This is a genomic window from Methylomonas sp. PHL2-19, from assembly GCF_059331595.1.
Genome location: NZ_CP196843.1, coordinates 1 through 23847, shown reverse-complemented (window position 1 = coordinate 23847; position 23847 = coordinate 1). Strand labels below are relative to the sequence as shown.

The 23847-nt window shown below is 46.9% G+C and carries 29 protein-coding genes; 23 read left to right on the top strand and 6 right to left on the bottom strand.

Going from position 1 to position 23847, the window contains the following annotated elements; translation table 11 throughout:
• Positions 1–92 precede the first annotated feature (92 nt).
• Genes ACR02O_RS24385 through ACR02O_RS24345 form a run of 9 tightly spaced genes read left to right on the top strand, consistent with a single transcriptional unit; the run spans position 93 to position 7137 of the window.
• Positions 93–1811: a GspE/PulE family protein gene (locus ACR02O_RS24385; RefSeq protein WP_445369941.1), complete on the top strand. Its 1719-nt coding sequence runs from the start codon at positions 93–95 to the stop codon at positions 1809–1811.
• Positions 1796–3025: a type II secretion system F family protein gene (locus tag ACR02O_RS24380; protein WP_494523547.1), complete on the top strand. Its 1230-nt coding sequence runs from the start codon at positions 1796–1798 to the stop codon at positions 3023–3025. The genes ACR02O_RS24385 and ACR02O_RS24380 overlap by 16 nt, the downstream gene beginning before the upstream one ends.
• A gap of 25 nt (positions 3026–3050) precedes the next feature.
• A complete protein-coding gene (gspG, locus tag ACR02O_RS24375) occupies positions 3051–3500 on the top strand; it encodes a type II secretion system major pseudopilin GspG (RefSeq protein ID WP_494523546.1) in 450 nt (149 codons plus the stop codon).
• The gene (locus ACR02O_RS24370) at positions 3475–3888 is read left to right on the top strand and encodes a GspH/FimT family pseudopilin (RefSeq protein WP_445369938.1); all 414 of its coding nucleotides are present in this window, start codon (positions 3475–3477) and stop codon (positions 3886–3888) included. The genes gspG and ACR02O_RS24370 overlap by 26 nt, the downstream gene beginning before the upstream one ends.
• A 34-nt stretch (positions 3889–3922) precedes the next feature.
• Positions 3923–4285 carry a hypothetical protein gene (locus tag ACR02O_RS24365; protein WP_494523545.1) on the top strand — a complete coding sequence of 121 codons (363 nt, stop codon included), beginning with the start codon at positions 3923–3925 and terminating at the stop codon, positions 4283–4285.
• A gap of 26 nt (positions 4286–4311) precedes the next feature.
• Complete coding sequence (locus tag ACR02O_RS24360; RefSeq protein WP_494523544.1) at positions 4312–4941, top strand: hypothetical protein; 630 nt, start codon at positions 4312–4314, stop codon at positions 4939–4941.
• Positions 4941–6029 (top strand): PilN domain-containing protein, encoded by a 1089-nt coding sequence (locus ACR02O_RS24355; protein ID WP_494523543.1) that lies wholly within the window; start codon positions 4941–4943, stop codon positions 6027–6029. The genes ACR02O_RS24360 and ACR02O_RS24355 overlap by 1 nt, the downstream gene beginning before the upstream one ends.
• A 5-nt stretch (positions 6030–6034) precedes the next feature.
• Positions 6035–6631: a GspMb/PilO family protein gene (locus ACR02O_RS24350; RefSeq protein WP_494523542.1), complete on the top strand. Its 597-nt coding sequence runs from the start codon at positions 6035–6037 to the stop codon at positions 6629–6631.
• Positions 6628–7137 (top strand): hypothetical protein, encoded by a 510-nt coding sequence (locus ACR02O_RS24345; RefSeq protein WP_494523541.1) that lies wholly within the window; start codon positions 6628–6630, stop codon positions 7135–7137. The genes ACR02O_RS24350 and ACR02O_RS24345 overlap by 4 nt, the downstream gene beginning before the upstream one ends.
• Positions 7138–7199: 62 nt before the next feature.
• Here the strand turns inward: ACR02O_RS24345 and traI are convergent, their stop codons facing one another.
• Both traI and ACR02O_RS24335 read right to left on the bottom strand, forming a co-directional pair.
• Positions 7200–8882 carry a TraI/MobA(P) family conjugative relaxase gene (gene traI / locus ACR02O_RS24340; protein ID WP_494523540.1) on the bottom strand — a complete coding sequence of 561 codons (1683 nt, stop codon included), beginning with the start codon at positions 8880–8882 and terminating at the stop codon, positions 7200–7202.
• Positions 8863–9183 (bottom strand): plasmid mobilization protein, encoded by a 321-nt coding sequence (locus tag ACR02O_RS24335; RefSeq protein WP_494523539.1) that lies wholly within the window; start codon positions 9181–9183, stop codon positions 8863–8865. Before ACR02O_RS24335 ends, traI begins: the two co-directional genes overlap by 20 nt.
• 453 nt (positions 9184–9636) lie before the next feature.
• Between ACR02O_RS24335 and ACR02O_RS24330 the strand changes: the two genes are divergently transcribed.
• From ACR02O_RS24330 to ACR02O_RS24285, 10 genes are all read left to right on the top strand, one after another.
• Entirely contained in the window at positions 9637–10020 is a 384-nt protein-coding gene (locus ACR02O_RS24330) for a hypothetical protein (RefSeq protein WP_494523538.1), read from the top strand.
• Positions 10021–10075: 55 nt separating this feature from the next.
• A complete protein-coding gene (locus tag ACR02O_RS24325) occupies positions 10076–10759 on the top strand; it encodes a nucleotide-binding protein (protein ID WP_494523537.1) in 684 nt (227 codons plus the stop codon).
• On the top strand, positions 10752–11417 hold the full coding sequence (locus ACR02O_RS24320; protein WP_494523536.1) for a hypothetical protein: 666 nt from the start codon (positions 10752–10754) through the stop codon (positions 11415–11417). The genes ACR02O_RS24325 and ACR02O_RS24320 overlap by 8 nt, the downstream gene beginning before the upstream one ends.
• A 58-nt stretch (positions 11418–11475) precedes the next feature.
• Positions 11476–12135, top strand: coding sequence for a histidine phosphatase family protein (locus tag ACR02O_RS24315; protein WP_494523535.1), 660 nt, complete (start codon positions 11476–11478; stop codon positions 12133–12135).
• 311 nt (positions 12136–12446) lie between these two features.
• Positions 12447–13391, top strand: a complete 945-nt coding sequence (locus ACR02O_RS24310) for a DNA-binding protein (RefSeq protein WP_494523534.1) — start codon at positions 12447–12449, stop codon at positions 13389–13391.
• 53 nt (positions 13392–13444) lie between these two features.
• On the top strand, positions 13445–13597 hold the full coding sequence (locus ACR02O_RS24305) for a hypothetical protein (RefSeq protein ID WP_494523533.1): 153 nt from the start codon (positions 13445–13447) through the stop codon (positions 13595–13597).
• A gap of 849 nt (positions 13598–14446) precedes the next feature.
• A complete protein-coding gene (locus ACR02O_RS24300) occupies positions 14447–14761 on the top strand; it encodes a hypothetical protein (RefSeq protein WP_494523532.1) in 315 nt (104 codons plus the stop codon).
• 237 nt (positions 14762–14998) lie between these two features.
• Positions 14999–15628, top strand: a complete 630-nt coding sequence (locus tag ACR02O_RS24295; RefSeq protein ID WP_494523531.1) for an AAA family ATPase — start codon at positions 14999–15001, stop codon at positions 15626–15628.
• Positions 15628–15918, top strand: a complete 291-nt coding sequence (locus tag ACR02O_RS24290) for a hypothetical protein (RefSeq protein ID WP_494523530.1) — start codon at positions 15628–15630, stop codon at positions 15916–15918. Before ACR02O_RS24295 ends, ACR02O_RS24290 begins: the two co-directional genes overlap by 1 nt.
• Positions 15919–16643: 725 nt before the next feature.
• A complete protein-coding gene (locus ACR02O_RS24285; protein WP_445369961.1) occupies positions 16644–17537 on the top strand; it encodes a RepB family plasmid replication initiator protein in 894 nt (297 codons plus the stop codon).
• Between the two features lie 110 nt (positions 17538–17647).
• Here ACR02O_RS24285 and ACR02O_RS24280 read toward each other — a convergent pair whose 3' ends face one another.
• The 4 genes from ACR02O_RS24280 to ACR02O_RS24265 all read right to left on the bottom strand — a co-directional run bounded on the left by ACR02O_RS24280 (position 17648) and on the right by ACR02O_RS24265 (position 19417).
• Complete coding sequence (locus ACR02O_RS24280) at positions 17648–18172, bottom strand: GNAT family N-acetyltransferase (protein ID WP_494523529.1); 525 nt, start codon at positions 18170–18172, stop codon at positions 17648–17650.
• Positions 18173–18475 (bottom strand): type II toxin-antitoxin system TacA family antitoxin, encoded by a 303-nt coding sequence (locus ACR02O_RS24275; RefSeq protein WP_494523528.1) that lies wholly within the window; start codon positions 18473–18475, stop codon positions 18173–18175.
• 62 nt (positions 18476–18537) lie between these two features.
• Entirely contained in the window at positions 18538–18792 is a 255-nt protein-coding gene (locus ACR02O_RS24270; RefSeq protein ID WP_494523527.1) for a WGR domain-containing protein, read from the bottom strand.
• A gap of 10 nt (positions 18793–18802) precedes the next feature.
• Complete coding sequence (locus ACR02O_RS24265) at positions 18803–19417, bottom strand: recombinase family protein (protein WP_494523526.1); 615 nt, start codon at positions 19415–19417, stop codon at positions 18803–18805.
• A gap of 189 nt (positions 19418–19606) precedes the next feature.
• Between ACR02O_RS24265 and ACR02O_RS24260 the strand changes: the two genes are divergently transcribed.
• The 4 genes from ACR02O_RS24260 (at position 19607) to ACR02O_RS24245 (ending at position 23732) form a co-directional block, all read left to right on the top strand.
• Positions 19607–20059, top strand: coding sequence for an antitoxin PaaA2 family protein (locus tag ACR02O_RS24260; protein ID WP_494523525.1), 453 nt, complete (start codon positions 19607–19609; stop codon positions 20057–20059).
• Between the two features lie 38 nt (positions 20060–20097).
• Entirely contained in the window at positions 20098–20457 is a 360-nt protein-coding gene (locus tag ACR02O_RS24255) for a type II toxin-antitoxin system RelE/ParE family toxin (RefSeq protein WP_494523524.1), read from the top strand.
• A gap of 256 nt (positions 20458–20713) precedes the next feature.
• Positions 20714–22999 carry a type II secretion system secretin GspD gene (gspD, locus tag ACR02O_RS24250; RefSeq protein ID WP_494523523.1) on the top strand — a complete coding sequence of 762 codons (2286 nt, stop codon included), beginning with the start codon at positions 20714–20716 and terminating at the stop codon, positions 22997–22999.
• Positions 22977–23732 carry a hypothetical protein gene (locus tag ACR02O_RS24245; RefSeq protein WP_494523522.1) on the top strand — a complete coding sequence of 252 codons (756 nt, stop codon included), beginning with the start codon at positions 22977–22979 and terminating at the stop codon, positions 23730–23732. Before gspD ends, ACR02O_RS24245 begins: the two co-directional genes overlap by 23 nt.
• Positions 23733–23847: the final 115 nt, after the last annotated feature.

Genomic DNA, 23847 nt, shown 5'->3' with positions numbered 1-23847 from the left:
AAACTAATAAAAATTTCAAGTCCTACGCATTATGAACATTGGCTTTTGCTTGCCTTTATGCCGATATTTCAATATTTAATAACGCTACAATCATGACTGATAACGCTCTTGCTACTGGTGTTGTTAAAGAAAATTTGGTTGAACTCTTACTCAAAAAGCGGTTGATGACTGCTGAAGCCATTGAGAGAGTTCAGTCTGCTGCGCTGACGTCAAAAACCCCATTTTCTGCCGTAGCCACCAAATTAGGATTTGTCACTGAGCATGAAATGGCAGTGGTTTTTGCGGAAATGTTAAATATCGAAGTTGTGCGTAGAGCTGATTTTCCGGAAGGAATCTTAACCATCAAACGTCTCAATCCGCATTTTCTAAGGACTAAAAAAGTACTGCCTTTACGGATTGATCAACAAACTTTGGCACTGGCCATGGCCGATCCTTCGGATGATGTTGCTGCCGCCTGCTTTGCGTTTGCATCCGGCTTACCTGTTAAACGATACGCGGTTCTTGAATCTGAACTGGAAGATTTTTTTTATAAGCTGGACGCCGCAAATACCGAGATAGAAGAGTCAGTTGCATTGTCCGCTGTCGATGAAACAAGTATCACGCAGGAGGATATTACAAAACTCAGTGATCTTGCATCGGATGCACCGGTGATTCGATTAGTCAATCGACTTATCATGGAAGCCAGTGATTTAGGTGCCTCGGATATTCATTTTGAACCTGAGAGCAGCGCCTTTTCTATCCGCTTCCGGATTGACGGCTTGTTACAGAAAGTTGAAACACTATCCGCTCGCTGGGCCGATCCTGTCGCCTCCAGAATCAAGCTGATGGCTAAACTTGATATCGCGGAAAGACGTGTACCTCAAGATGGAAGAATCCGGTTTACGTCCAGAGGAAGGAGTATAGACCTGCGTATAGCCACATTCCCTTCGCTTCAAGGGGAGTCCATTGTTATTCGATTATTAGGCCAACAGTCCGTTCAGTTAGATCTCGACACGCTTGATCTTTCATTCTATGGTCTGAATGCCTTAAAAAAAGCCTTAAAAAGACCCCATGGCATTATTCTAATCACAGGACCAACCGGTAGTGGCAAGACAACAACGCTATATGCATCGCTAAATGCCATTCTGAATCCGGCACTCAAGATCGTCACTGTTGAGGATCCGATTGAATACGTGCTGGAGGGTGTTTCGCAACTCCAAATCAAACCGGAAATTGATTTAACTTACGCCGCAGCACTTCGCTCGATTCTGAGAAATGATCCTGACATTATCATGATTGGTGAAATTCGTGACCGCGAGACAGCCGATATTGCCATACGTGCCGCGTTAACAGGTCACTTGGTGTTATCGACCTTGCATACCAATACGGCTGCCGGCGCAATCACTCGCTTACTTGATTTAGGTGTGGAAGCTTTTCTGCTGGCCTCGACGATAGAGCTAACCGCCGCACAGCGTTTAGTTAGAAAATTGTGTCCCTTCTGCAAAAGTCCAAGGGCCATTTCTGAGACTGAAGCTGAATTTATCACCGCCGCAGTCAATCGACTAGCTATCCCTGATACTGTTTATACCGCTACCGGCTGTTGTCATTGTAAAGGCCGTGGATATTCTGGTAGAACTTCTATTTTCGAAGCCATCGAAATAGACGAAATGGAACGTGACATTATTCGATCAAAACAAGACGAAAGCGCATTAATCAAAGCATCGCGTCAACGAGGCGGCACCAGTCTTTGGCAACATGGCATTGAAAAGGCTCTCGCCGGAGAAACCTCTCTTGAAGAAGTACTAAGGGTTGTGGAATGGCGAAAAGTCTAAATAAATTTAGCGTCAAAGCTTTAACCCATGCTGGAGAAATGCGTGATTTGGAAATCACATCTATCTCAGAAGAAACAGTTGCACTTGAGCTTTTACGCGCCGGGTTAACCCCGTTATCGATTACGGCTAACACCAGCAATTGGCTAGACTTACTCAATCGTCCCATCAAGTTTGATGCCAAGCCCAATTTAGCAAACCTTGCCATGTTCACTGAACAATTGGCCGAAATGCTGAAGGCGGGACTTACCGTAGAACGCGCGCTGACTGTTTTAGCTAAACAGCATAATAGTAAAACCATGACCGAATTGGTCAATCGATTACTACGCCGTCTCTCCGAAGGAAGCACTTTATCGAATGCGATGGAGGCCGAAGCGTACTTGCCTCGTTATTTAATCGGCATTGTCCGGGCCTCCGAGCAAGGTGGTCGTATGAGCGAGGGGCTAGCCGATGCCACGCGCTATTTGCAGCGACAAATGTTAACCAGAAGAGGGGTCATCAATGCATTAACCTATCCTGCAGTAGTTTTTGTGATGATCATGATTTCCTTGACGTTTGTTCTAGGATTCGTCATTCCTGAGTTTGAATCAATTTTTGCCGGCGAAGAACATAGACTGCCAAAAATAACGCGCCTGGTATTGACCCTATCCCATTTGGTCACTGAACAAGGTTTCCAACTTTTATTGACCCTGATTGGGATACCTGTTTTGCTTTGGATTAGCATACAAAAAAACGCCAAACTTAAAGGAATCATTGCAAAAGCAGCGCTTCGCATATCGTTTATCCGGTTGATAACTTATGTCGATATCGCAAACGTTTTGGGTGTCATGGGCGCTCTGATCGATAATGGCGTGGAAGTATCGGAATCTGTCCAGTTCGCGGCCCAAGCCGCATCCACACAACACATCCGGGAGCCGTTACAACATGCCTCAAGGGCACTTAGGGAGGGTGTTTCCGTATCGTTAGCACTAAGACGTACCAACCTTATTCCTGAAACAACGTTATCTATTATTGAAGTAGGTGAACACACCGGCTCGTTAGGGACTGCTACAATGCGAGCGGCTCAATTGCTCGAAACGGACTCGATGTACAAAATCGATCGATTGATTACATTACTCAACCCCATTGCCATTGCGTTGCTTGGCTTAATTGTTGGCGCTGTGATATCCGGCGTTATGCTAGGCATCATGAGTATTAATCAGCTGGCGGTAAAATAACAAATAGACAGACAGGGCGATACACTTGTTGAAACAACATAGACACAAATTTGAAGCCTCCATTCATTCTGGTTTCACGCTCTTGGAACTACTCATTGTTCTGGTGACATTGACGATGCTATCGGCAGTAGTTGCGCCACAGGTCATGAATATGTTCTCAGGCGCAAAAACGGATACCGCCGCACTCCAGGTCGATACGCTTTCAACCGCTTTACATTATTACCAAGTAGATGCGGGTGTTTACCCCACACAAGAACAAGGCCTTGAAGCCTTATGGAAACCGCCTTCTGACGTTGTGAAATGGCGTGGACCTTATATTCGTAAGCATGAGCATCTGTTGGACCCTTGGAAACATCCATTTCGCTATCGAGTTCCAGGCCAGAGAGCCCCCTTCGAGGTCTATTCATTCGGCGCCGACGATAAAGAAGGTGGTGAAGGCGAAAATGCAGATGTTGGCTTCGCAAAAGCACCATAATCACGGATTTACTTTACTTGAGCTGTTGATAGTAATCTCTTTGCTTAGCCTGTTGTCCGCAGTGGGTGCGCGAGCTTATCGAGCAAGAAACAGCACCCCTTATTTCGAAGCGATTATCAACACATTGGAACACGCTAAATTGCGGGCTATCAACGAAGGGCGCCGAATTGACCTAACTTGCAATGACATCGCATCCACCGCCCGAACCGGCTTATCGCATCAGTTTTATATGAGTTGCACGAGTACGCTCCCGTCGCCTCAAGAAAACACAACCGTCAGTTTTTTCCCCGATGGCTCATCATCAGGCGGTTTAATCACACTTAAAAATAGTGGGCAAAACAACACCATTAAAATTGACTGGCTCACAGGCAAGCTTGACCAAAGCTAAGGCCGGCAGGTTGCCTTGTCAGTCAGGGTTTGCTTTGCTAGAAGTCATTTTAGCATTTGCGCTATCAGTATTTGTACTGGGCATTGCTCTTCCGGCAATATCACAAACTGTGGCCAAGCTTACGGAGCTTCGCCTGCATTCGACGGCGCTTTCTCTTGCGCATTCAAAACTCAAGGAATACGCATTTGATTGCGCAGAGTTACCCAGTGATTATCAGGGTGTTGAGAACGGTTTTTTTTGGCAAGTGTCTGTAAAAAAAACGCTACCGAATGGCATTGATGGCCCATTGATGGATATTTATTTTGTACAAAACATCAATGTAAAGGTCGCTTCTAATGAACATGCCGAGCCATTGATTAGCCTATCTGCACATAGGCTGGGCGGATTGAATCCGTGAGATCTGTTTCAACCTTACCATGCCGGATGCATGGTTTTACGCTTTTGGAATTGTTGATCGCCTTAGCGGCTGGAATTTTACTGATTGCCGCATTATCGGACATATTAATTTCGATCAAAGACGGCTGGACCAGAGCCGTCCGTATTGAACAGCAATGGAGTGACGAAGCCTCTTCGCAGCAACTTATTTATCGCGTTTTAGAAGCGGCCATTCCTCCGGAACATCCGAATATCCAAGGCGTTCATTTTAAAGGTATGGAAAACTCAATTGAATTTAGCACGGTACCCTCGCAATCTGCCTTTGCATCGGGACGCATGGATGGACGCCTTTTTTTGGCACCTCACTCGAATGGGCTTTTTACGCTCGAATTACGTTTGGATGCACCGGTATTGTCCCAATCTGCGGAAAAACCAAGTGGTCAAAATTGGACGTTGCTCAAAGATATCGAGACAGTTGAATTTTTTTACTTTTCTAAAGGTTCACGCCACGGTAGCAAGCTTTGGGTAAATATGGACAAATTGCCGGAATTAATCAAGTTACATGTTGTTTTTGCTGACAAAACTAGACTTCCATTTTGGATAATTGCCCACCCCTATCAAACAATCAGTGGCAATTGTCTTTTAGACCAAACCAGTTTTATGTGTAGAGCATCCTGATGACTTTAGTATCTCAGCTGCGTTTTGCAGATTTTCAAGCTTTAGCCAAATCAGGATTCGCTTGGTGGTGGCAAGGGCTATCAGACCTGATTCCAGAGCATAAGCGACTAACAACAAAAACCAAAAAGCCGTTATTTCTAATAGTTGAATATCGGCAAACCACACTAATTATGCCTGCCGATATAGCCGCAACCTCTACGGCGTCCATGGATAAAATCCATTTACCCAGCTTATTCGATGAGACCTCCGAAGAGGCGTTGATTGCTTTAACAACCTTATGTAAGGGACATATTGTGGAGGTTTCATTAGATCCACAAGATATTTTACTGTTGGATATATCGCTGCCTAAAACAGCCCAATCCAAATTAAGAGATGCTGTATCGTTCAAGTTAATCACTGAATCGCCACTTGATAGAGACTCGCTTTATTTCGACACGCAAACGAAACGTCACCCTGCTACCGACGTGATCCATCTTGATGTTGCCCTTTGTATACGGGAAAAAGTGGATTATGTGTGTTCTACCCTTGAAAAAGCAGGTATCAACTCGGTAAGAATAGGTTTCTCAAAATCATCGGCAAATGCATTGGATTTCATTTTTTACGTATCCTCCGATATAGCATCCGCTCACTTACGTTTAAAGAAGCATCTTATTTTGTTCTCCAGTTTGATTCTGATAACAGCTGCTTTTTTACCTTTCACTTTTTTCGCAGCGTCCTGGATAGAACATGATATCCGCCAAGAAAACCAATCAATGCAGCAATCCTTAGATGAAAACTCACAATTACTTGCAAAACGCGCGCTGCTTGGAACAATAACAAGCGACTTAAATAAACAAATCCCGTCTCATCGCATGACAAACATATTGAATGACTTAGCAGCCGCTTTACCGAAAACATCATGGATTACATCAATCCAATACGACAAGGGTATCTTACAACTTACGGGGAATTCACCTAATGTGGTAGAAATGATGCGAGAACTCAATAAAATATCAACACTGGATAACTTAAAACTGATTTCGGTCGCTAACTCTAACAGCCCTAATATCCCTTCGCAATTTGAGTTGTCCATTGATTTTCATAGGTGAATACATTGAATATAGAACTTTCACCTCAAATAAGAAAATGGGTGTCGCTAGGATTACTGCTGGTTTTGATCTTCTCTATCTGGGGACTTATTTTCAAGCCCATCATCCACTTGACTGGGCAAGCAGTAGACCAACTTTATGACGCACGCTTTGAATTAGCAAGAGCAAAAAAACTTTCTGAAGATATTGTTAATATTCCGAAAGAAGACATTGAAGCGGAAAGTTCCGCACTAAGACCATTATTAATATGGACCGAAGCGAAATCTGACAAAGAATCTACGATGCAAGAGATTGTCGATCAAGTAATTCACTCTAGCCATTTTAATCTCGAGTCTATGCGAATTTCTGAAACCCTTCAGCAAGGTAGCATTATGCGTGTATCCATTGAATTAAAAGGCGATGGAGAAGAATCTTCGATCATGGAGATGATTACCGAAATCGAGCGACATACTCCGCTGATCGTTATTGACCAATTAACGTTACGTACTTTAAATACCGGCACATTGGAGAACCAAGGCACGATTGTTTCAAAACTTGCCGCCGAATTTCGTTTATCGGGATTTGGCGGCGATTTAGCCGGACTGGAATCCTCTACACGATGACAAAAATTTCTAAAACGACTGCTTGGTTAGCTTGCGCGAATTGTATGGCCGTTATTATAGGCTTAGTGATAACCGAAAAATTACTCTTCGACCAGCCACAAACCGATTTTTTGGAACCTAATAAGAGCAACCCAGAACTGCATGCTCAGGCACCTATCGAAAACCATTCATTGCTAGAAATTCCCTTGTTTCAACCTGGTCGAAAACCCATCGTTGTGGCCAGTGAGGCAATTGCGCCGATTGAGATGCCTCCCCCCTCCCCTCCCCCTACGCTCGTAGGTATTATTCAAACAGGAAAAGATCGGATGGTTCTGCTTGAAGACGGGAAAAAAAACGCCTCAGGATTAATTCATGAAGGAGAAAGCTTCGGTGATTGGAAAATTAGGATTATCGAAAAAAAATCCGCCACAATTGGTCTTACTGAAGATGAGCCGTTGACAATTTCACTACATCCAGAGAATTTGGAACCAATCTCCACTGAAAAACCGGTCGACACCCTTCATTAGCGCACTTTCTGCATCAATCAACACAAGCCGGCTCATCGAGCACCGGGCGTCAGCCGGATAACTTACCGTCCCCGGCCCAGCTCATGCACCGGTTGCGGTACGGTTTTTTCCTGCGCCCTCGCCTGCTGTATCCGCTGCCGTTCGTTCTCGATGTTTGCTTGTAGCTCTGGATTGTTGATCTTAAAACCGTGCTCCGCCGCCAGCTTGACGCACAGGGCTTTGTATTCAGGATTACCGTTAATCCGGAAGCCACCCCATTTCTGCGCGGACAGCTGCAAGGCCGCCAGTACGCAGTCTCTGTTCCGCCAGTCGTGAATGTCGATCTCCCGGCCTTTGTCGACAAAAGACGCAGCGCCGCCTAGCCCTGCTATCTGGCCAGCATCTTCTTTCCGAAAATAGTGAACCTGCCGACCCTGAATTCTCGCCGTATAAGCGCGGATGTCTCGCGGCGTCGGCGGTTCGGTGCTATCCCCTTGGATGCGCTGCGGCTCGGTATGGCGATAACGCCAAACATCCGCTTGTTCCGGCTGTTGCTGTTGCCGTAGCCATTGCTCGTAATCCGGAAAGGGCCGGTATTGTTGGCGTAACTGTTTCCAGGCCTGTTGATGGCCTTCCTTGAGACCGGCTTTCTCGGCGGCCTGTTCGGCGGCGAGGACACTGCGCATGGCATTCAGCAAATCACCCTTGCCTTTCCAGCTGCCTTTTAAAATCGTTTCGCGTTTGGCTTTCTGTTGCGTCGCCAGTTGTTTACGTTCTGCGTCCTGGCGTTTGCGCAATGCCAACGTCGCGGCGTTCCGGGCGGCATAGTGGGCTTGCCGGTCTGCAATAAAGCGTTCCCAGCCGGGTTGCGCCGCCTGGATCGGTTCCGGCCCGCGCTCAACGATGTTTAACCGGTCAATGGGCGGCTGGTAAGGCCCCAGGCGTTTTTGTAAATGCGGCAAACTGGCCGCTCGATCCACGCTGCTGGGTTTGATGACCACCTCGCCGACAAACAGCATGGCGCCGCTGCCCTTCTTTTCGTAGCGGATGCCTTTTTCGGCCAGTTGCCGGTGCAAGGCTTGCCAGTCAGTTGCCGATTGGATGATGGCGGCACCGTCCTCAATCGCCAACCGTTGCGCCGATTTCTCGCCAGTACGTTGTTCACGGTCTCGCGTGACCTGATCGGGTTGCCGCTGCTTTCGCGCCGTATCCAACGCCGTGTCGATGTGCTCACGGCCCAGCTCGCCGTTTTCCAATACTTGATAGCGTCCGTGTTGTTCACGATTCCAGCCTTGGGCGTGTTCGATTCGAGCAATGGCTTTATGTGCTGCTTCAATATCAAAGCCTTTATTCGGCTTGACGACTTTCAGCGTCTCCGGATGCACCCGGTTGATAACCAGATGTAAGTGCAGATTGTCGGTGTCGGCGTGAAGGCCGTAGACGGTTTGGTGGTCGTTCAGTCCCAATTCATCCAGGAAGAGGTTCACCGCTTCGTCTATCTGTTGATGACTGGGTTGTTCGCCTGCTTGCCAGCTGATGACGTAGTGATTGACGGTGTCTTTGCTTCTGACCGCCTCCTGGGACAAGGCCAGCATTTCCGCTTTCTGGCTTTGGGGGCTGTCCGTCAAAAAACCTCGTGAACCGGCATAGACGCATTTCTCGTTTTCATTTTTGCTTTCGGGGTTGAGAATGTAATCCAATAGTCCGCCGATACGGCCGGCTTTGCTGGCGGACTTTTTCGGGTTCTTAATTTTTTTGACGACCACAGCTTAAACTCTCGATATAGGCTTTCAGCGCCACCAGCACCTCGGCGGTTTCCTTGCTGTTGACGCCGTTGCTTTCGTTATGGATATGTTTGACTAAGCCGCCAAGGCGGCGAAGCTCTTTAATCATGATCGCATCGGCATTGGCGATAATCGGCCTGCCGAAGTAGCGGCGGCGCACCAGTTCCGACATGCTCAAGGCCGCTAGGTCTGCGTCTTCGCGTAGGCGTTCTTTTTCGCTGGCCGTGAGGCGCAGCCGTAGCATGGCGTCCAGCGGTTCAACGCCGAGTGTTTCGAATACCATGTGGCTCTCTCCTTTTAAATTCCATGACTTTTGTTAAGGGGGTATCGGTGTCATAGCATCCTCAATCTGACTCGTTGAGGCCATAATTCGGCGTGGTTTTCGACCACATCGGTGCGGCGTTGACAGATGGAGGCCGTTACACCATGCCGTGCCGTATCGAGCTATGTTTGTTTTGAATTCAAGAAACGATAGCGCCGCGCATTAGTGGGGTCCAGGGGCATCCCCTGGCAGGATTGAGCCGGACTGTGAGAAGCGTAGCGCCGAATGGTCTGGCGTCCCTTGGCATCACATACGCTAGTATGTGTATTCCAAGGGCCATCCTGTATCAATGGTTAGGCTTACTTAAAGTGTAAGATTTTAGGTAGTTTAAAACCACTTTTCAATTACGACAATTCGTTTTATGCTTATCTTACGATAAACAGTATTGAAGACAGTAAGCAACGGAGTGATTCTATGGGATACACCAATGAAAAATTAGAGGCGATTGCGGCTAAGTTGAAAAATATGCCGGTCATTGAGAAAAAGAAACAGGAACACAGTAAACAGGATGCAGTAAAGTTGCTGTCAAAAGAGATCGCACTCTTACAAAAACGCGGTTATACCCTGGATCAAATCGCGGAAACTTTACGCGGCGAAGGTTTGGACATTACAACGCCTACTCTGAAGAGCTATTTACAGCGGATTAAAGCCGGGAAAAATAAAGATTCAAAAATGGCGCATAAAACCGAATCGCAAAAAACGGTAACGCCAGTGAATAAGCAAGCAACAGAAACCGGACAAAAGTCTAAAGAGTCGAAAGCATCATTTACGCCAAAACCGGATAGTGACGATATTTAAAGATGGGTTAATCAGTCTCATTTAATCAGCAGCTTAATTTAAGGAAAAATCATTCATGGCTAAAAGAATATTTTTGATCGGTGGTAGCAAAGGCGGTGTCGGTAAAAGCATGGTGTCGATGGCCATCATCGATTATTTGCAAGAACAAGGCGAAAGCGTGTTGTTGATTGAGTCCGATACCAGTAACCCGGATGTCTGGAAAGGTTATGGCGAGTGCGTGGAAACCCAATTGCTCAATCTCGATGAGGCGGATGGTTGGATACAATTGGTAAATTTGTGTGATAGCAAACCCGATAGCGTGGTGGTGATCAATACCGCCGCTCGGAATAACCAGGGCGTTAGTGCCTATGGCGCTACCTTGAATAGCACACTGGCGGAACTGAAACGTGATCTGGTGACGCTGTGGGTGATTAATCGGCAGCGGGATAGTCTTGAACTACTCAAGGAATATATGGACGCGATTCCGGACAGCAAGGTGCATGTGGTCAGAAACGGTTATTTCGGTGAAGAAAAGAAGTTTGAGCTTTATAACGGTTCTAAAATTCGTACCGCCGTCGAATCGCGCGGTGGGCTGTCGTTAAATTTTCCGGACTTGGCGGATCGGGTGAGCGACGATATTTACAGTAAACGGCTGAGTATCGCCAAAGCCTTAAAAGAACTGCCGATAGGCAACCGGGCGGAACTGTCCCGATGGAAAACCGAAGTGAAGAAAACCCTTGAGGCTGTGATTCATGAGTGAGGGGGGCAACAGCCTGGATGAGAGCTTTGCCAAGCTGCTGGGACGACAACCCAGTGATACCGAACGACAACAGCTCTACCGGGTCAGGGATGCACTTCAGTTAAAAAACAATGACGCCCTGTGGTTAGTATTGATGGCCTTACAGTACTACCAAGATCAGTACGAGCGGTTTCCGAAGGCGATAGCGCTGGCCGCGAGTGAAACCCTGGCCGGTTTTAAGGAGACGGCGGATAGCATGATTTTGGCTTCGGCGGAAGCGACCAAAGCGGATTTGGCCAAAGCCATCGCCAGAACTGCTCAGGAGGTAGCGAATCACACCGCCAGCAAACAGATGTGGCAGTGGGCGGCAGGTTGTCTGGCGGTGGCTTTCCTGACTTTTGGCGGCTTTGGCTGGTATTTGCACAGCACGGCCTACGATGCGGGATATAGCTTAGGCTATGGCGTTGGATATGCTGAGGCTAAGGACGAAAAAGCAGCAGCCGCCTGGGCCAATACCCCGGAAGGTAAAACCGCCTATCGACTGGCGCAGAGGGGTAGTATTGGTTCCTTGATCCATTGCAATCAGCCAGGCTGGAAGATCGAAAAGGGTCTGTGCTATCCGCATCCGGTGCCCAACGGCGACGGCTCATCCAGTAGCTACGGTTGGCGTTTACCATAAAAAGTGGGAAGCGGGACGATGACGCGATGAACTATCAAAAATAACGGAAAACGGCCCTATGAAAATCCTCACTTTCATTCGTCACGGTGAAAGCATCGCTAATGCCGGTGGTGTGACGATGGCCCACGATGCCATTCCCTTGTCGGAGTTGGGTAAAGCCCAAGCTCAGGCACTGGCCACCGTCCTCGATCTGCAACCCGGCAGGATTGTGGTCTCTGAATACGTGAGAACTCACCAAACCGCCCTACCCTTTTGTAACAAGGTATCGATGCAGCCGATGATTCTTTCGGCACTGAACGAGTTCTCATGTCTTGATCCGGGCTTGATTCAAGGCATGGTCGGCGCACAGCGCCGTCCAATTGCCGAAGCTTATTGGCAAACCGCCGATCCGGAACAACGCATGGGTGAACAAGCTGACACCTTCCATGAATTTGAACAGCGGGTTGCAGCATTTATTCCGGAACTGGATACCCTGCCGGATAAAACCGTGCTGTTCGGGCATGGTATCTGGTTTGCGTTGCTCACCTGGAAGCTATTGGGGTTTAACGCCCGACACCATCAAGGCATGAAAGCTTTTCGCCGGTTCCGCTCGGGCTTCCCGATGCCCAATACCGCGGTGTACCGTCTAGAATCCTTTACGCCTAGCCGGTGGCGAGTACAAGCTGATGAAGCCACTCTAAGCAAGGCTTTAGCGGCAATGCCGGCAACACTTTTTTAGCCTATCCTCTACCCCGCTTTAAGCAGTCTATTGCTTTTGCTTTTCAGCTCAAAAAACGCCATTTCAAGCCCGTGGCGGCGATTCATCCAGTCTAGCCATACAAATCCCTATCCCAAGCAATAAAAACGTAAAGCCGGCCATTTTTGTGAGCTTTACAAATAAAGGTCATTTGGTATGACGAGTAAGCGATAAAAATAAGAAATAACCAATTAGTTTGTTTATTTCTTTGTTTGTTTATTTGTTAAAAAATTAGTTTGTTTGTTATCTTATCCGTGCTATACTGAACCCATCAATTCACAGGAGAAATCCTCATGCAAACCACCACGATACAAACGGGACGCCCTGCCGAATTTGCGCCGGAAGCCATCATCCAGGCCGGTCAAGAGCTGCGTGATGCTGGCCGCAATATCACCGGCTTTGCTTTACGCCAGAAGGTCGGCGGCGGTAATCCAAGCCGGCTTAAACAGGTTTGGGATGAGTATCTATCCAGCCAATCGGTAACCAAGACGGAACCCGTGGCAGAATTACCGATCGAGGTGGCCGAGGAAGTGGCTATTGTCACTAAAACACTCACCGAACGCCTTTCCATGCTGGCCGTTGAGTTAAACGACAAGGCCGTAAAAGCGGCAGAGCGCCGGGTTGCGGAAGTGGTTAGAGCCGCCGGCGATCAGCGGGAACAGGCTGAACGTGAATTAGCCGATGCCTCCAGCACGGTCGATGATTTGGAAGCCAAACTGAATGAAGTCAGAGCCGAATCGGAAGCCTTTGAAAAGCGCCTGGCCGACGCTCAGGCAACCAGTCAGGCCCAGGCGGTAGAACTAGCGCAATTGCGGGAACGCCTGGCGTTAACCGAACAAACCGCCAAGAGCGCCAGTGAACAACATGCAGTTGAACTTGAAAGAATCCGGACGGAACTGTCGGAGCAGAAAAAAGCGGTCCAATCCTTGGCCGCTGAACGCGACCAGTGTCGCGCAGAAATGGCGACCGTAAAAGCTCAAGCCGCAGCCGCCGAGGAAACCCACCAAGAGCAGCGCAAGCGCACCGCTGAGGAAACTCATCGTATTGCCGAACGCTTAACGAAGATCGAAGCCGATAGAGACAACGCACACAAACAAGCGGCCATGGCCCGCGAGGAAGCTGCCCAATTACGCGGACAACTGGAGGCCACGAAAGCCCAAGCCGCCGAACTCATACAGGCGCTTAACAGTCATCAGCCGGCGAAAACCACTGGGGCAAAGAAAACGACACCTAGCTAAAAATCGCTTAGTCTTTAAAACCCGCCGTTTATTGGCCTATTCGGTGGGTTTCCATGCCAGACGGCTACGCATCACTGATTGAGTTAGGACTTCAAGGAAATCGCCCTGCCCTATTCCATTTTGGCGTAAAACAAAAAGCCTTGTTGAATGATATGGCATTGTCGGTGCTCTTGTGTGATCAGGAATTGATGGGCGCCTCAGTTTGAATTGCACCATATTGTCAAAGAGTATGGCGATGGATAAAAATGGCACCGTTTTAGCTCCTTTTTGGTGCTAAAACAGCTTATTATTTTTGCTGAATCAACGCCTGTTATCCCAAGTATTAGCCTCCACCCATGCTAGCCACTATCTTCGAATATCAGGCCGATCTTGGGGTTTGGCGGTGTTGTTTTCGTTCATGCTGGACATCGACCTCCCGGCTTCAAGGATAGGTCGGCGCTAGCTTCACCGTTGTATTTCATCTTTCCGTTGTGCTTTTGGCGGCAACGCTTCCGAAAAACCGGAACTGCGGATTCACGGGTTAGTTTATGGTTGGGCGAAGACGACAAACAGTGCCTGAGTCGGCTAATAGCTTTGATAAACGACTCAGAGGCCAAGAGGGCGTGCCGGTTACGCCGAGGTGATCAGCCGAACCTTGAATCAATCTGACGCCGGTTGGTAGCTGCAACGGTTTGCTGTTCATAAGCAAGGCGCTAAAATGAATTTATCCCCAAAACCTGTGGATAAGCTTGTGACAATTTCGTGACAAACCGCCTTAACTTGCCGCCAGACAACAAGGACGCTTAAATTGACTAAAAATTGGTCAGCCCTGAAGCTTAACTTTTCTTAACCGCCCAGATCTAACCGCGTGACATGTAACCTACCCACTCCGAAAATCTCAAAGGTCTTGTGTAGCCTCTGGCACAAGTTTTTTAGCTCCGCCATCCTACCCTTATTGCCTGCCTTTGTCGGTCGGAGTCGTGGCATTGCTATGACATTAACTTAATGCCATTTACATGCCGAATTGATGCTGTTAAAGTATATTTTTGGTACTAATTAAGCGCAAAATTAACACCATGAACGAACTCACGAAACGCGAAGTCTATCAGGCCATCTTTGACATCTTGCGTTCCGTAATCGAGGAACAAAACCGGTACATGGCACACTTGTTCATGGACCTGTGGTTCGACGTGATTTGTGTGTTCGAAAAAATCTTCGGCCCCACCCCTCCCGTTGTAAAAGGACAAGGACATAAACTGGTTGGAAAAACAGGCGATATTGCTGAATTTCGGATTGAAATCGCGCGCCTATGGACAAAAGATTTGGGGGAAACCGCAGGATTACTTCATCAACCGTGCCGGGGAATATCTGCCCCGGCTCGAATTGACTGAATGCATAAATCTGGTGATAAACGAATTCGCTTCCGAACTCCCGTCCAGGGTGCAGGCCATTCAAATCACCCGAACCTTGATCTTCGTGGTGGTCAGGCTGTTTTGCAACTTGTACAACCATGCCGCCAACATATGATAGGGAGCGGGGCAGGGCGGTAACGAAACGACATTAACAGCATACCAAAACGGAGCCTATAATAAACCGATTTGGTACTATTTTTATACCAAAAAGGCATCATGATTATACTAATTGGAAGTCAAAAGGGCGGTTGCGGAAAATCCACCACCGCCGTCAATATCTGCGCGGTTCTGGCTGGAAGAGGGCACGACGTCGTGCTAGTCGACGCCGACCGGCAATGCACCGCAGCGAACTGGGCGATGGATAGGGATGAAAACCCGGCGTTGAAGAAAGTCCATTGCGTGCAGAAATACGAGAACATCCGCGAGACCTTGCTCGACCTAGACAAGCGCTATGAGTACGTCATCGTCGATGCCGCCGGGCGCGACAGCCGGGAACTGAGAACCGGCATGACCTCCGCTCATGCTCTGATCGTGCCATTCAGGCCATCTCAACCGGACCTGGACACCTTGCCTAACATGCGTGAAATCATCGGCCAAGCAAAAGATCTGAACCCCAATTTGAAGGTTTACGGGCTTTTGACAATGACGCCAACAAATCCGGTTATTCAAGAAGAAGCGCAAGCGCGGGAATTTTTGGTCGACTACCCAGAGATCAAGCTGCTTGGCGTCATGATTCGGGATAGGAAGGTTTACCGCGATTGCATGTCTGAAGGGAAGGGCGTCATCGAAATGTCCAACGACAAGGCGCGGGAAGAAATTGCTGGCTTGGTCGAGGAGGTGCTGTGATGGCTATTAAAAAACGCGAACAACCCGGTAAGCCGGCAGTTTCCGATCAAGAGCTGTCGACGAAGATAGAGCAATTCGCGGCCGGCGCCGACGGCGGCGCCCCGATCGAGCAAGCCAAGGCGCCCGAACTGGATCAGAACGCCAACCGGGATTACAAGGCCATGCGGGTGCCGTTCAACCAGTACGAGCACGAACAGCTCGAACTCGGCGCCAAGCTATCGGGGCGGACTAAGCTAAATTTCATGCGTTATGCGATGCTAAAATTGTCAAAAGAGTTGCAGGAAGAGTAGGTCTAAATTGGCTTATTTTTGGTATTAATTTAATGCCGTTTATATATCTTATTGGCTCATTTTTTTTCGCCGTTTTTGAATATTTAACCAGTGCACGCCGATTCTGTGGAAAATATGCCTTTTCGGGGTAAAAACGTATGTTAGCCGGTCGAGTAGTACAAAGGATTGGCGGTGAAACATCGGCTCTCGTAGGAATGAACGATAGGAACGGTATGAATCGAGAGATTACGTACCGTTGCGCGAGAGCCTGAAGGTGCGATTCCTTTGGGCTATTCGACCACATAATGATGGCGACGCCACTGAATAAATTTTGATCTATCTTTGTTTTACTGACTGTGTGGAGCTAGGCTTACCTTGATGCATATAGAAATCGCACAGTTCGGCACCATCAAAAATTAGTCATTAAGCGGCTGAAAGTTCTTCTCAATATGACTACAAATTGATCGTTCACTTTTTCTTTTTTAGTTTTTCCTTTTTTATATTTTTTAAGCGCGTTAGAGGGCTTACACAACAAGGGCTACAGGGCTCTTATGACTACAAATTGATCGTGATATAGCTACAGATTGATTGCTTTGCCGCTACGGATTGATCTTTATAGGTAGACAGATTGATCGTTTATGACTACAGATTGATCGTTAATAACTACATTGATATTTTTTGTAGTTGTTTTTGTAAGGTAATGGGAATATAGTGATACATCGTCATCAGGATGTAGTCATTTTAGCGTGGATCAGCCTACTTATTTAACCGTTGTAAAATCCAACAAAGTGGTTGAGGCTAGTTACATGCTAACCTTGGCGGAACAACGGGTTCTATTGGCTTGCATTGCGCAAATTGATTCTAAAGCGGAACTGACCGAGAATTACCGATTTGAAATTACGGCTTCTGGCGTGGCTGATTTGGCGGGATTGGAAAATCTCTCCAATGCTTATAGGGATCTCAAGAAAGCGGCTGAAAAGCTCTACGAACGAAGCGTCATCATCGACGACCCAGACCCAGATAATCCTCAGATTGCTACACGTAAAACCCGCTGGATAAGCACCATCGACTATGTGCCCGGCGAGGGCAAACTGGTCTTGAGTTTTTCGACAGGCATTATTCCGTACCTTTCACAACTATCTCGAGAATTTACCAAGTACAAGCTTATGCACGTTGCGCGTTTCGAAAGCGTGTATTCTATCCGCCTATACGAATTGTTAGTGCAATGGAGCTCGGCCGGTGAGCGGGAAATCGAAGTCGAGTGGCTGAAAAAACAGTTTCAGGTCGAAGATAAATACGATAGGCTTGGAAATCTGAAAAAAAGAGTGATTGATCCGGCTGTGGCGGAGATCAATGAGCATTCAAATATTTGGGTGCGATACGGGCAGCGTAAATCAGGCAGGGTCGTAACACACTTTCAGTTTCAATTCGGCTTGAAGGACAAGCCTGCGGCTCTGGAGAGAAAGAGGATCACCGAAGAGGACATTAAACGGCAAGCGAGACCTGGGGAGACTAGGGCGGCGGTGATTGCCAGACTGGCAGGAACATCGTTATCGGAGATAGCAAAGCCAGGGGAGTCGTTTGATCAGGCCTTGGAGAGGAAAAAAGCTTTGGCGGAAGCTAAGAAGAAATTACGGTAGCAGGGTTTCGCACGTTATTTTGAGCCAGAAATTGCGTTAAACGCGAGCCGTTTTACAAGTAGGCCCATTGGGGTGGCGTCTACTTAGAATGGGCTTTATTGTATTGGCAATTACAACTCCACCAACTTCGCGATTGCTTGCATTGGCAGTATCAGTCGAAGAGAGTTAGGTAAGCGAACGAAGCCATTAGCCTCGTAGAAGGTAGCCGCCTGCTCGCTGATGGCGTCTACGATGAGCATTGAAGAGCCAATAGAACTTGCACTTGCATAAGCTCGCTTCACTGCATCCGCGAGCAATAGCGCGCCCAACCCTTGTCTTTGTTGATGACCTACGACGGCTAGACGCCCCACGAGGGTTGCGCTGACCAACGGATAGCGAGGGACATGCTTGCGGGCAGCCACAGGAACGTCCCCTTGCGCAAGCGCTGTCGCACACAAGGTGTAGTAGCCAAGTACTTCAGCCGGTTCGCGCGGATCGACGAGAACGAATACGCCGTTAATTTTGCGCTTTACATCCTGATTGGCTTGCGTTTTGAAATAGTGGTCCAGGCTTTCGACGCCGCAGGCAAAGTCAGCGCGATTGTGATGGGAGCCAAACGGCTCGATTTTTAAGTTTGGCGATAGTGCCTCAGTCATTTATGAAATGATCCGCCGTTTGTGCTCGGCGAGTGCACGAACAAGTCGTTCACTGGCTTGCGGTGGGCTCATGAGCGTATCGAAAAATACCTTTCGATCAAGATCGGAAAGCATAAATGTTTCATGCTCGACAATGGTTCGCCGTGCAGCATCGGTAAGCGCCGTTATACAAAAGTCAGTCAGCTTTCGTGATTCGAGATGGGCTGCGCGTTCGATCAAGTCCTTCGTCTGTTCATCCAGACGAAAACCGAGCCTTTCCTTGTGTACTGGGTTTTGTGCTAACTGCACCTTTTTGCTGGCCATGGCGGAACCTCTTGGTTCATGTTTATAATGTTGGCTAACATTGTACGTCAATTTGACGACCTTTAATAATCACGCCGTTTTTCTATGTAAATAGCGTAATAGCCATTTTTACATTTGACCGTGCACAACTTATTCCCGGCTACGATAGCTTCCTCTTGGGTCTCGAACCACTCCTTTCTGACGGTGCCTGGTGACCCGACTCGACCCCATTCCTTAATCAGTGACCAATCATCAAATAGACCGGGTGTCACAAACATCTGATAAAAACGATGCATGTTGTCATTGTCATCATGCCGTTCCAAATACACGTGATTCATCAGTTACTCCTCATGAAGAGTGGACCGTATTGTCAGTTTGCTGTGATTTCAACGCCGCATCCCGAATCCGCATAATGGTTTGCCGAGTGGTTTTGAATTCCCGAGCCAACTCCGAAACGTTGCTGCCAGCGGCCAATCGTTTCACCACTTCAGCACGATCTTCGGCATTGAGCGCCGGCGGTCGACCAAACTGTTTACCCGCCGCCTTCGCGCGACTAATGCCCGCGTGGGTTCGCTCAATTAATAGGTCACGCTCAAACTCAGCAACCGCTGCGATGACCTGCATGGTCATCTTGCCGGCAGAACTAGTCAGATCAACCCCGCCTAACGCCAGACAATGAACACGCACTCCGGAATCAGAAAGATGCTCGACCGTGGCTCTGACATCCATAGCGTTGCGACCGAGTCGATCCAGTTTAGTCACCACCAACACATCGCCAGATTCCAATCGCTCGATCAGTTTATTAAAACCGGGGCGTTCTTTAGCTGCGACTGAACCGCTGATGCTTTCTTCAATCAAACGATGCGGCTGGATAGCAAAACCGGCGGATTGAATTTCCAGGCTTTGATTTTGGGTAGTCTGGTCAGTGGTCGACACTCGACAATAAGCAAAGACGCGTGACATGCGCTAATTCCGTCCGAAATAGATGTACGAATTATAGCATGTGTACGAAATTAAATAAGCTTACTTTAGGACATATTTTCTAAGACATGTCCGAAAATGGTCGGTTTCGGACTCTAAAAAGATTGCACGTTTCCTTGATTTTATGCACAATGAACCAAGTTTTTTAGATTACCTAATAAGGGGCCGACCATGCAAAGCATGACCATAGAGCAGCTACGTGCTGCCAGTAACGCCGGCGGCGTATCAGGTGTGACTTTGAAAGGGCAGGGCGGGGCGTTCTTCGTTCAGATTGATACTCGTAGCGGTTCCGGTGCCTTGTTATCGAAGGCCCGCAGTACCGAGCCGCGCCGCTTTGGCAATCCGCTGGTCGCGTTGAATGTACTTCGCGATATTGGCATCACCGTAGGCCAGTTCGACGCGAGCGAATATGATCCGGCAAAGAAGGAACAGGATGCCGGCAACCGGGGCAGGGCAGACGCCATGCGCGAAGCGCATGAGGCCGCTGCCTATAACCACTGGCTGGTCACCGAGATTCAGGAAGCCATTGATGACCCTCGACCGAGCATTCTGCACGATGAAGTTATGGCGAGGATGGATGCCAGGATTGCTCGCCACAAGACGAGAAGCGAGAAGCGCGCATGAACCAGTGGTCGCAGCGGTGCGAGTCGACCGACTGATCTATGACGAAGGCAAAAATCCCTTATCGCATCATCTGGCGACCGATGGCTGAAGTCGACTTGGACAACATCATCGACTACATTGCTCAGGATAACCCGACCAAGGCGGAGAAGTTCGGCCAGGCGCTACGTGACAAGATCTTGCCACTTGCGCAGCATCCAAAGCTTGGTCGTACCGGCAGGCCTGGCCTGCCGGTCTTCCTGCGTGAGCTAGTCGTACATCGAAACTACATCGTTTTTTACCGCGTACTAGACGAGGCTCGCACCGTCGAAATTTTGAGATTAAAACACACGGCCCAACAATTATCTGGCGGGATTAGCTCCCCAAAAAATAGCGCCTTTTCACCGCGCACGACAAAGTAGAACTAAACGGATCCAATTTTCAAAGGGATTTTGCTATGGCGTTATGTTTTATAATTAACGGTCTTACTTAGAAAATTCAGTGTGGATTATTCATTTATTATGGACAGCCTCGGCGTGTCAAAAAAATTATTTCAGATAAAATATCAGCGTAATTTTAAATTAAATAAAAATATAAACGGCAATACGTTAGCAACTGATGATAAGTGATAGCATTGTAAATTATATTGAAAATGGATTGCGACTTTAACAAATAGTGATGGATTTAATGAAAGAAAAAAATAATGGACGACAAAATGTGGCATATAAATTTTCATGCCAATCCAAATTAAATTCGAATTTTTTCTCAAAAAAAATATATAATTTCGGTAAAATAAATAATATTTCAATGCGACGTATATTTATACGGTATTTATTTGTTTGTGGAATATCAATCATTGAAATTGCATGCTCTTCGATTGACACATCCCATCAAGCCGGCATTAAACTACCGTGGCGAGCTCCAAATGAAACCCATGATTTAACCAAACAACTTGAATCTAGAGAATTTGAAGATAGCGTAAGTTTTGATAAACAAGAGCTAAATACAACTTATTTCGGCAATGTAAAAACCGATAGGCCAGCGTTAAAAGGCGGCAATTCTCATACCAGCCTTAATAAAGAGGCTGGAACTGATATACAGTTTCGCGACGCCGATATTCATAGCGTAATAGATGCAATTCTCGGTGATGCACTGAAATTAAACTATACAATCGATCCTTCGATACAAGGTAAAATTACTCTACGTACCAGAGGGCCTTTATCTAAAACAGCTCTTCTTCCCGTGCTAGAAACCGCTTTGCTTTCCGTTTCTGCCGCCATTGTTCAGCAAGGCAGCATTTACCATGTTATGCCTCTGGATTTAGCGCCTCAAAGAGTTAGGGGAGCAAACCGACTAATCCATAATGGAGCGGCTACGCCTGGATTCGGCATTGATATTTTGCCTCTTCGCTACGTTAAGGCACAAGAAATCCAGAAAATTATAAATTCCGTTTTCCCTAAAGGAACTGTGCTTCAAGCAGATGAAACATACAATCATCTTGTGATCTCTGGGACAAGCGAGGATCGCATGGCTGTTCAGCGTATGGTTGAAAGCTTTGATGTGGATTGGTTGCAAGGCATGAGTTTTGCTTTATATCGTGTTGAACATTCTAGTCCTACCCAGTTAATCGCTGAGTTACAAGAAATCTTCCAATCGCCCATCGATGTCATGGGTAGTCGAGTGCGTTTTGTTGCATTAAATAGAATGCACGCTGTACTTGGAATTTCCAAGGATCGTTCAGACTTAGAAGTCATAGAAAGTTGGATTAAACGATTAGATATTTCAAAAACCGATGAACAACGTGTATTTGTTTACAATGTTCAAAATGGTAATGCTAAAGAGCTTGTGGCAGCTCTCCGGCAGCTGTTTGGTGGCGGAGGTACAACATCAGCTAGTGATCAACAAGGCGATTCAGGCTTGTCTGAAAAATCCAATATAGCCGAATCTGGGGCTCAAGGCATGTCGATGCAACAGGATTCGCCAATTAAAATGGATGCTTACGAAAAGACATCCATGCCAACTGGTGGCTATCCTTCAAATCAAAGTTCCAACCGTTCTAGTAAATTGGTTGCTAGCGAAGAAACTAATTCACTCCTTTATTACGGCACTGAGAAAGAGTTTCGGGTTATTAAAGATGCACTAATCCAGCTAGATATTATTCCTCGGCAAGTCATGATTGAAGCCATTTTAGCTGAAGTGACCCTGAACGATGACTTGAGATATGGAGTGCAATGGTTTTTTGATTCTAAGCAAAATTCCGTGGAACTAAGTGCAGCCGAAACAGGAATTTCTTCTTTGTTTCCTGGGTTTTCATATGTTTATTCTGGCGGTTCAGATGTTAGAGTCATACTAAATGCTCTCCAGTCGAAAACCGATGTACGCGTTATATCAGCTCCCAAATTATCGGTTTTAAATAATCAAAAAGCCAATCTTCAGGTCGGGGATCAAGTGCCGATATTAACACAGACATCGCAGTCTACAATCGCGCCCGGGGCACCAATAGTCAGCTCGATACAGATGCGCGATACAGGGGTTATTTTGGATATAAAACCGCGTATTAATGAAAATGGTAGCTTACTTCTTGATGTAACCCAAGAAGTAAGTGATGTTGCTAAAACGACGACATCCGGAATTAATTCGCCGACCATCCAAAAGAGAAAAATTCAAACTTCTGTATTAACGAATGATGGATACACAGTTGCATTAGGTGGCTTGATTCGAGATAACATTTCTGAAAGCAATAGTGGCGTACCACTCATCAAGGATATTCCTGTTTTTGGTAATTTATTTAAGGATAACTCTTCTGGAAATAAGCGGACTGAACTGATTGTGTTACTTGTGCCTCATATCATGAGAAATCAAGCCGAGACTCAATCTGTCGTTGATTCTATGGTTAGTGAGATGAGTTCAGCCGCACAAATAATTGATCGAGTACTACCCATTGCCCCAGAAACGAAAAAGTAAAGGTTTTGTTCTACTTCATACCTTATGGCTTTTATTGCTAGTTGCCGCCATTATGGCGGCAACTTTGCAATCTGGACGTCATATGGCCGATAGCCTATCGAGTTATGAAAAAAATATTCGGCTTAATTTAGCGGTAGAGTCTGCTGTTTACGATGTCATTTTTGAATTGTTGGAACAAGGCGAGCGTAGTCGCTGGATACGTGAGAACGGCAGAGTAAAAACGTTATTGGTCGACAATCAGGCCGTTGAGGTAATCAGCAGTAATGTTCATGGGCTAATCGATGCAAATACCGCAGATGAGAAACTGTTACAGATACTATCCGCAAATTTACCAAGTGTCGATCACGTAAATAAGCTTACTATTCAGGCAAAAAAGGATGGATCCCGATATTCCAGTTACTCAGATTTAAGTGCTAGTTTAAACATCCCTCGGGCTGTTTTTTCTTGTATTTATCCCTATATAACACTTTTTTCGGGAAGAACGGAGCCTAGCGCCTCTTTGGTATCTGACCAATTAAAAAAAATGATTGGCCGCATTGAAGATGAAAAACATTCGGCCATGGAAGGTAATACCGTATCGGTGACTGGCGAGGTTTTTAGGATCAATGTGGCCGCTCGTGCATCTCAATTAGCGAATTATTTGTCTGCTGAGGTAATGATTACGGGGAGGAGAGATGTTCCTTATTTAATAAGATCGTGGAACTGGATAGATAGCTGTCAGATTGATCAATAGATTGGTTGTGAAATGTTGTAATAACGAAAATTTTTCCTATGGAAAGCTATTGGAAAACGCAGAATTTTCGCGAAAGCTCCCACTGTTCGTAGAAACTGGGATTTTTATTGGTTTG

Coding starts and splice junctions, on each gene's coding strand:
- ACR02O_RS24385 (WP_445369941.1), top strand. CDS start 93: ATGACTGATAACGCTCTTGCTACTGGTGTTGTTAAAGAAAATTTGGTT.
- ACR02O_RS24380 (WP_494523547.1), top strand. CDS start 1,796: ATGGCGAAAAGTCTAAATAAATTTAGCGTCAAAGCTTTAACCCATGCT.
- ACR02O_RS24370 (WP_445369938.1), top strand. CDS start 3,475: ATGTTGGCTTCGCAAAAGCACCATAATCACGGATTTACTTTACTTGAG.
- ACR02O_RS24360 (WP_494523544.1), top strand. CDS start 4,312: ATGCATGGTTTTACGCTTTTGGAATTGTTGATCGCCTTAGCGGCTGGA.
- ACR02O_RS24355 (WP_494523543.1), top strand. CDS start 4,941: ATGACTTTAGTATCTCAGCTGCGTTTTGCAGATTTTCAAGCTTTAGCC.
- ACR02O_RS24345 (WP_494523541.1), top strand. CDS start 6,628: ATGACAAAAATTTCTAAAACGACTGCTTGGTTAGCTTGCGCGAATTGT.
- ACR02O_RS24335 (WP_494523539.1), bottom strand. CDS start 9,183: ATGGTATTCGAAACACTCGGCGTTGAACCGCTGGACGCCATGCTACGG.
- ACR02O_RS24330 (WP_494523538.1), top strand. CDS start 9,637: ATGGGATACACCAATGAAAAATTAGAGGCGATTGCGGCTAAGTTGAAA.
- ACR02O_RS24325 (WP_494523537.1), top strand. CDS start 10,076: ATGGCTAAAAGAATATTTTTGATCGGTGGTAGCAAAGGCGGTGTCGGT.
- ACR02O_RS24320 (WP_494523536.1), top strand. CDS start 10,752: ATGAGTGAGGGGGGCAACAGCCTGGATGAGAGCTTTGCCAAGCTGCTG.
- ACR02O_RS24315 (WP_494523535.1), top strand. CDS start 11,476: ATGAAAATCCTCACTTTCATTCGTCACGGTGAAAGCATCGCTAATGCC.
- ACR02O_RS24310 (WP_494523534.1), top strand. CDS start 12,447: ATGCAAACCACCACGATACAAACGGGACGCCCTGCCGAATTTGCGCCG.
- ACR02O_RS24305 (WP_494523533.1), top strand. CDS start 13,445: ATGCCAGACGGCTACGCATCACTGATTGAGTTAGGACTTCAAGGAAAT.
- ACR02O_RS24300 (WP_494523532.1), top strand. CDS start 14,447: ATGAACGAACTCACGAAACGCGAAGTCTATCAGGCCATCTTTGACATC.
- ACR02O_RS24295 (WP_494523531.1), top strand. CDS start 14,999: ATGATTATACTAATTGGAAGTCAAAAGGGCGGTTGCGGAAAATCCACC.
- ACR02O_RS24290 (WP_494523530.1), top strand. CDS start 15,628: ATGGCTATTAAAAAACGCGAACAACCCGGTAAGCCGGCAGTTTCCGAT.
- ACR02O_RS24280 (WP_494523529.1), bottom strand. CDS start 18,172: ATGACTGAGGCACTATCGCCAAACTTAAAAATCGAGCCGTTTGGCTCC.
- ACR02O_RS24275 (WP_494523528.1), bottom strand. CDS start 18,475: ATGGCCAGCAAAAAGGTGCAGTTAGCACAAAACCCAGTACACAAGGAA.
- ACR02O_RS24270 (WP_494523527.1), bottom strand. CDS start 18,792: ATGAATCACGTGTATTTGGAACGGCATGATGACAATGACAACATGCAT.
- ACR02O_RS24265 (WP_494523526.1), bottom strand. CDS start 19,417: ATGTCACGCGTCTTTGCTTATTGTCGAGTGTCGACCACTGACCAGACT.
- ACR02O_RS24260 (WP_494523525.1), top strand. CDS start 19,607: ATGCAAAGCATGACCATAGAGCAGCTACGTGCTGCCAGTAACGCCGGC.
- ACR02O_RS24255 (WP_494523524.1), top strand. CDS start 20,098: ATGACGAAGGCAAAAATCCCTTATCGCATCATCTGGCGACCGATGGCT.
- gspD (WP_494523523.1), top strand. CDS start 20,714: ATGGATTTAATGAAAGAAAAAAATAATGGACGACAAAATGTGGCATAT.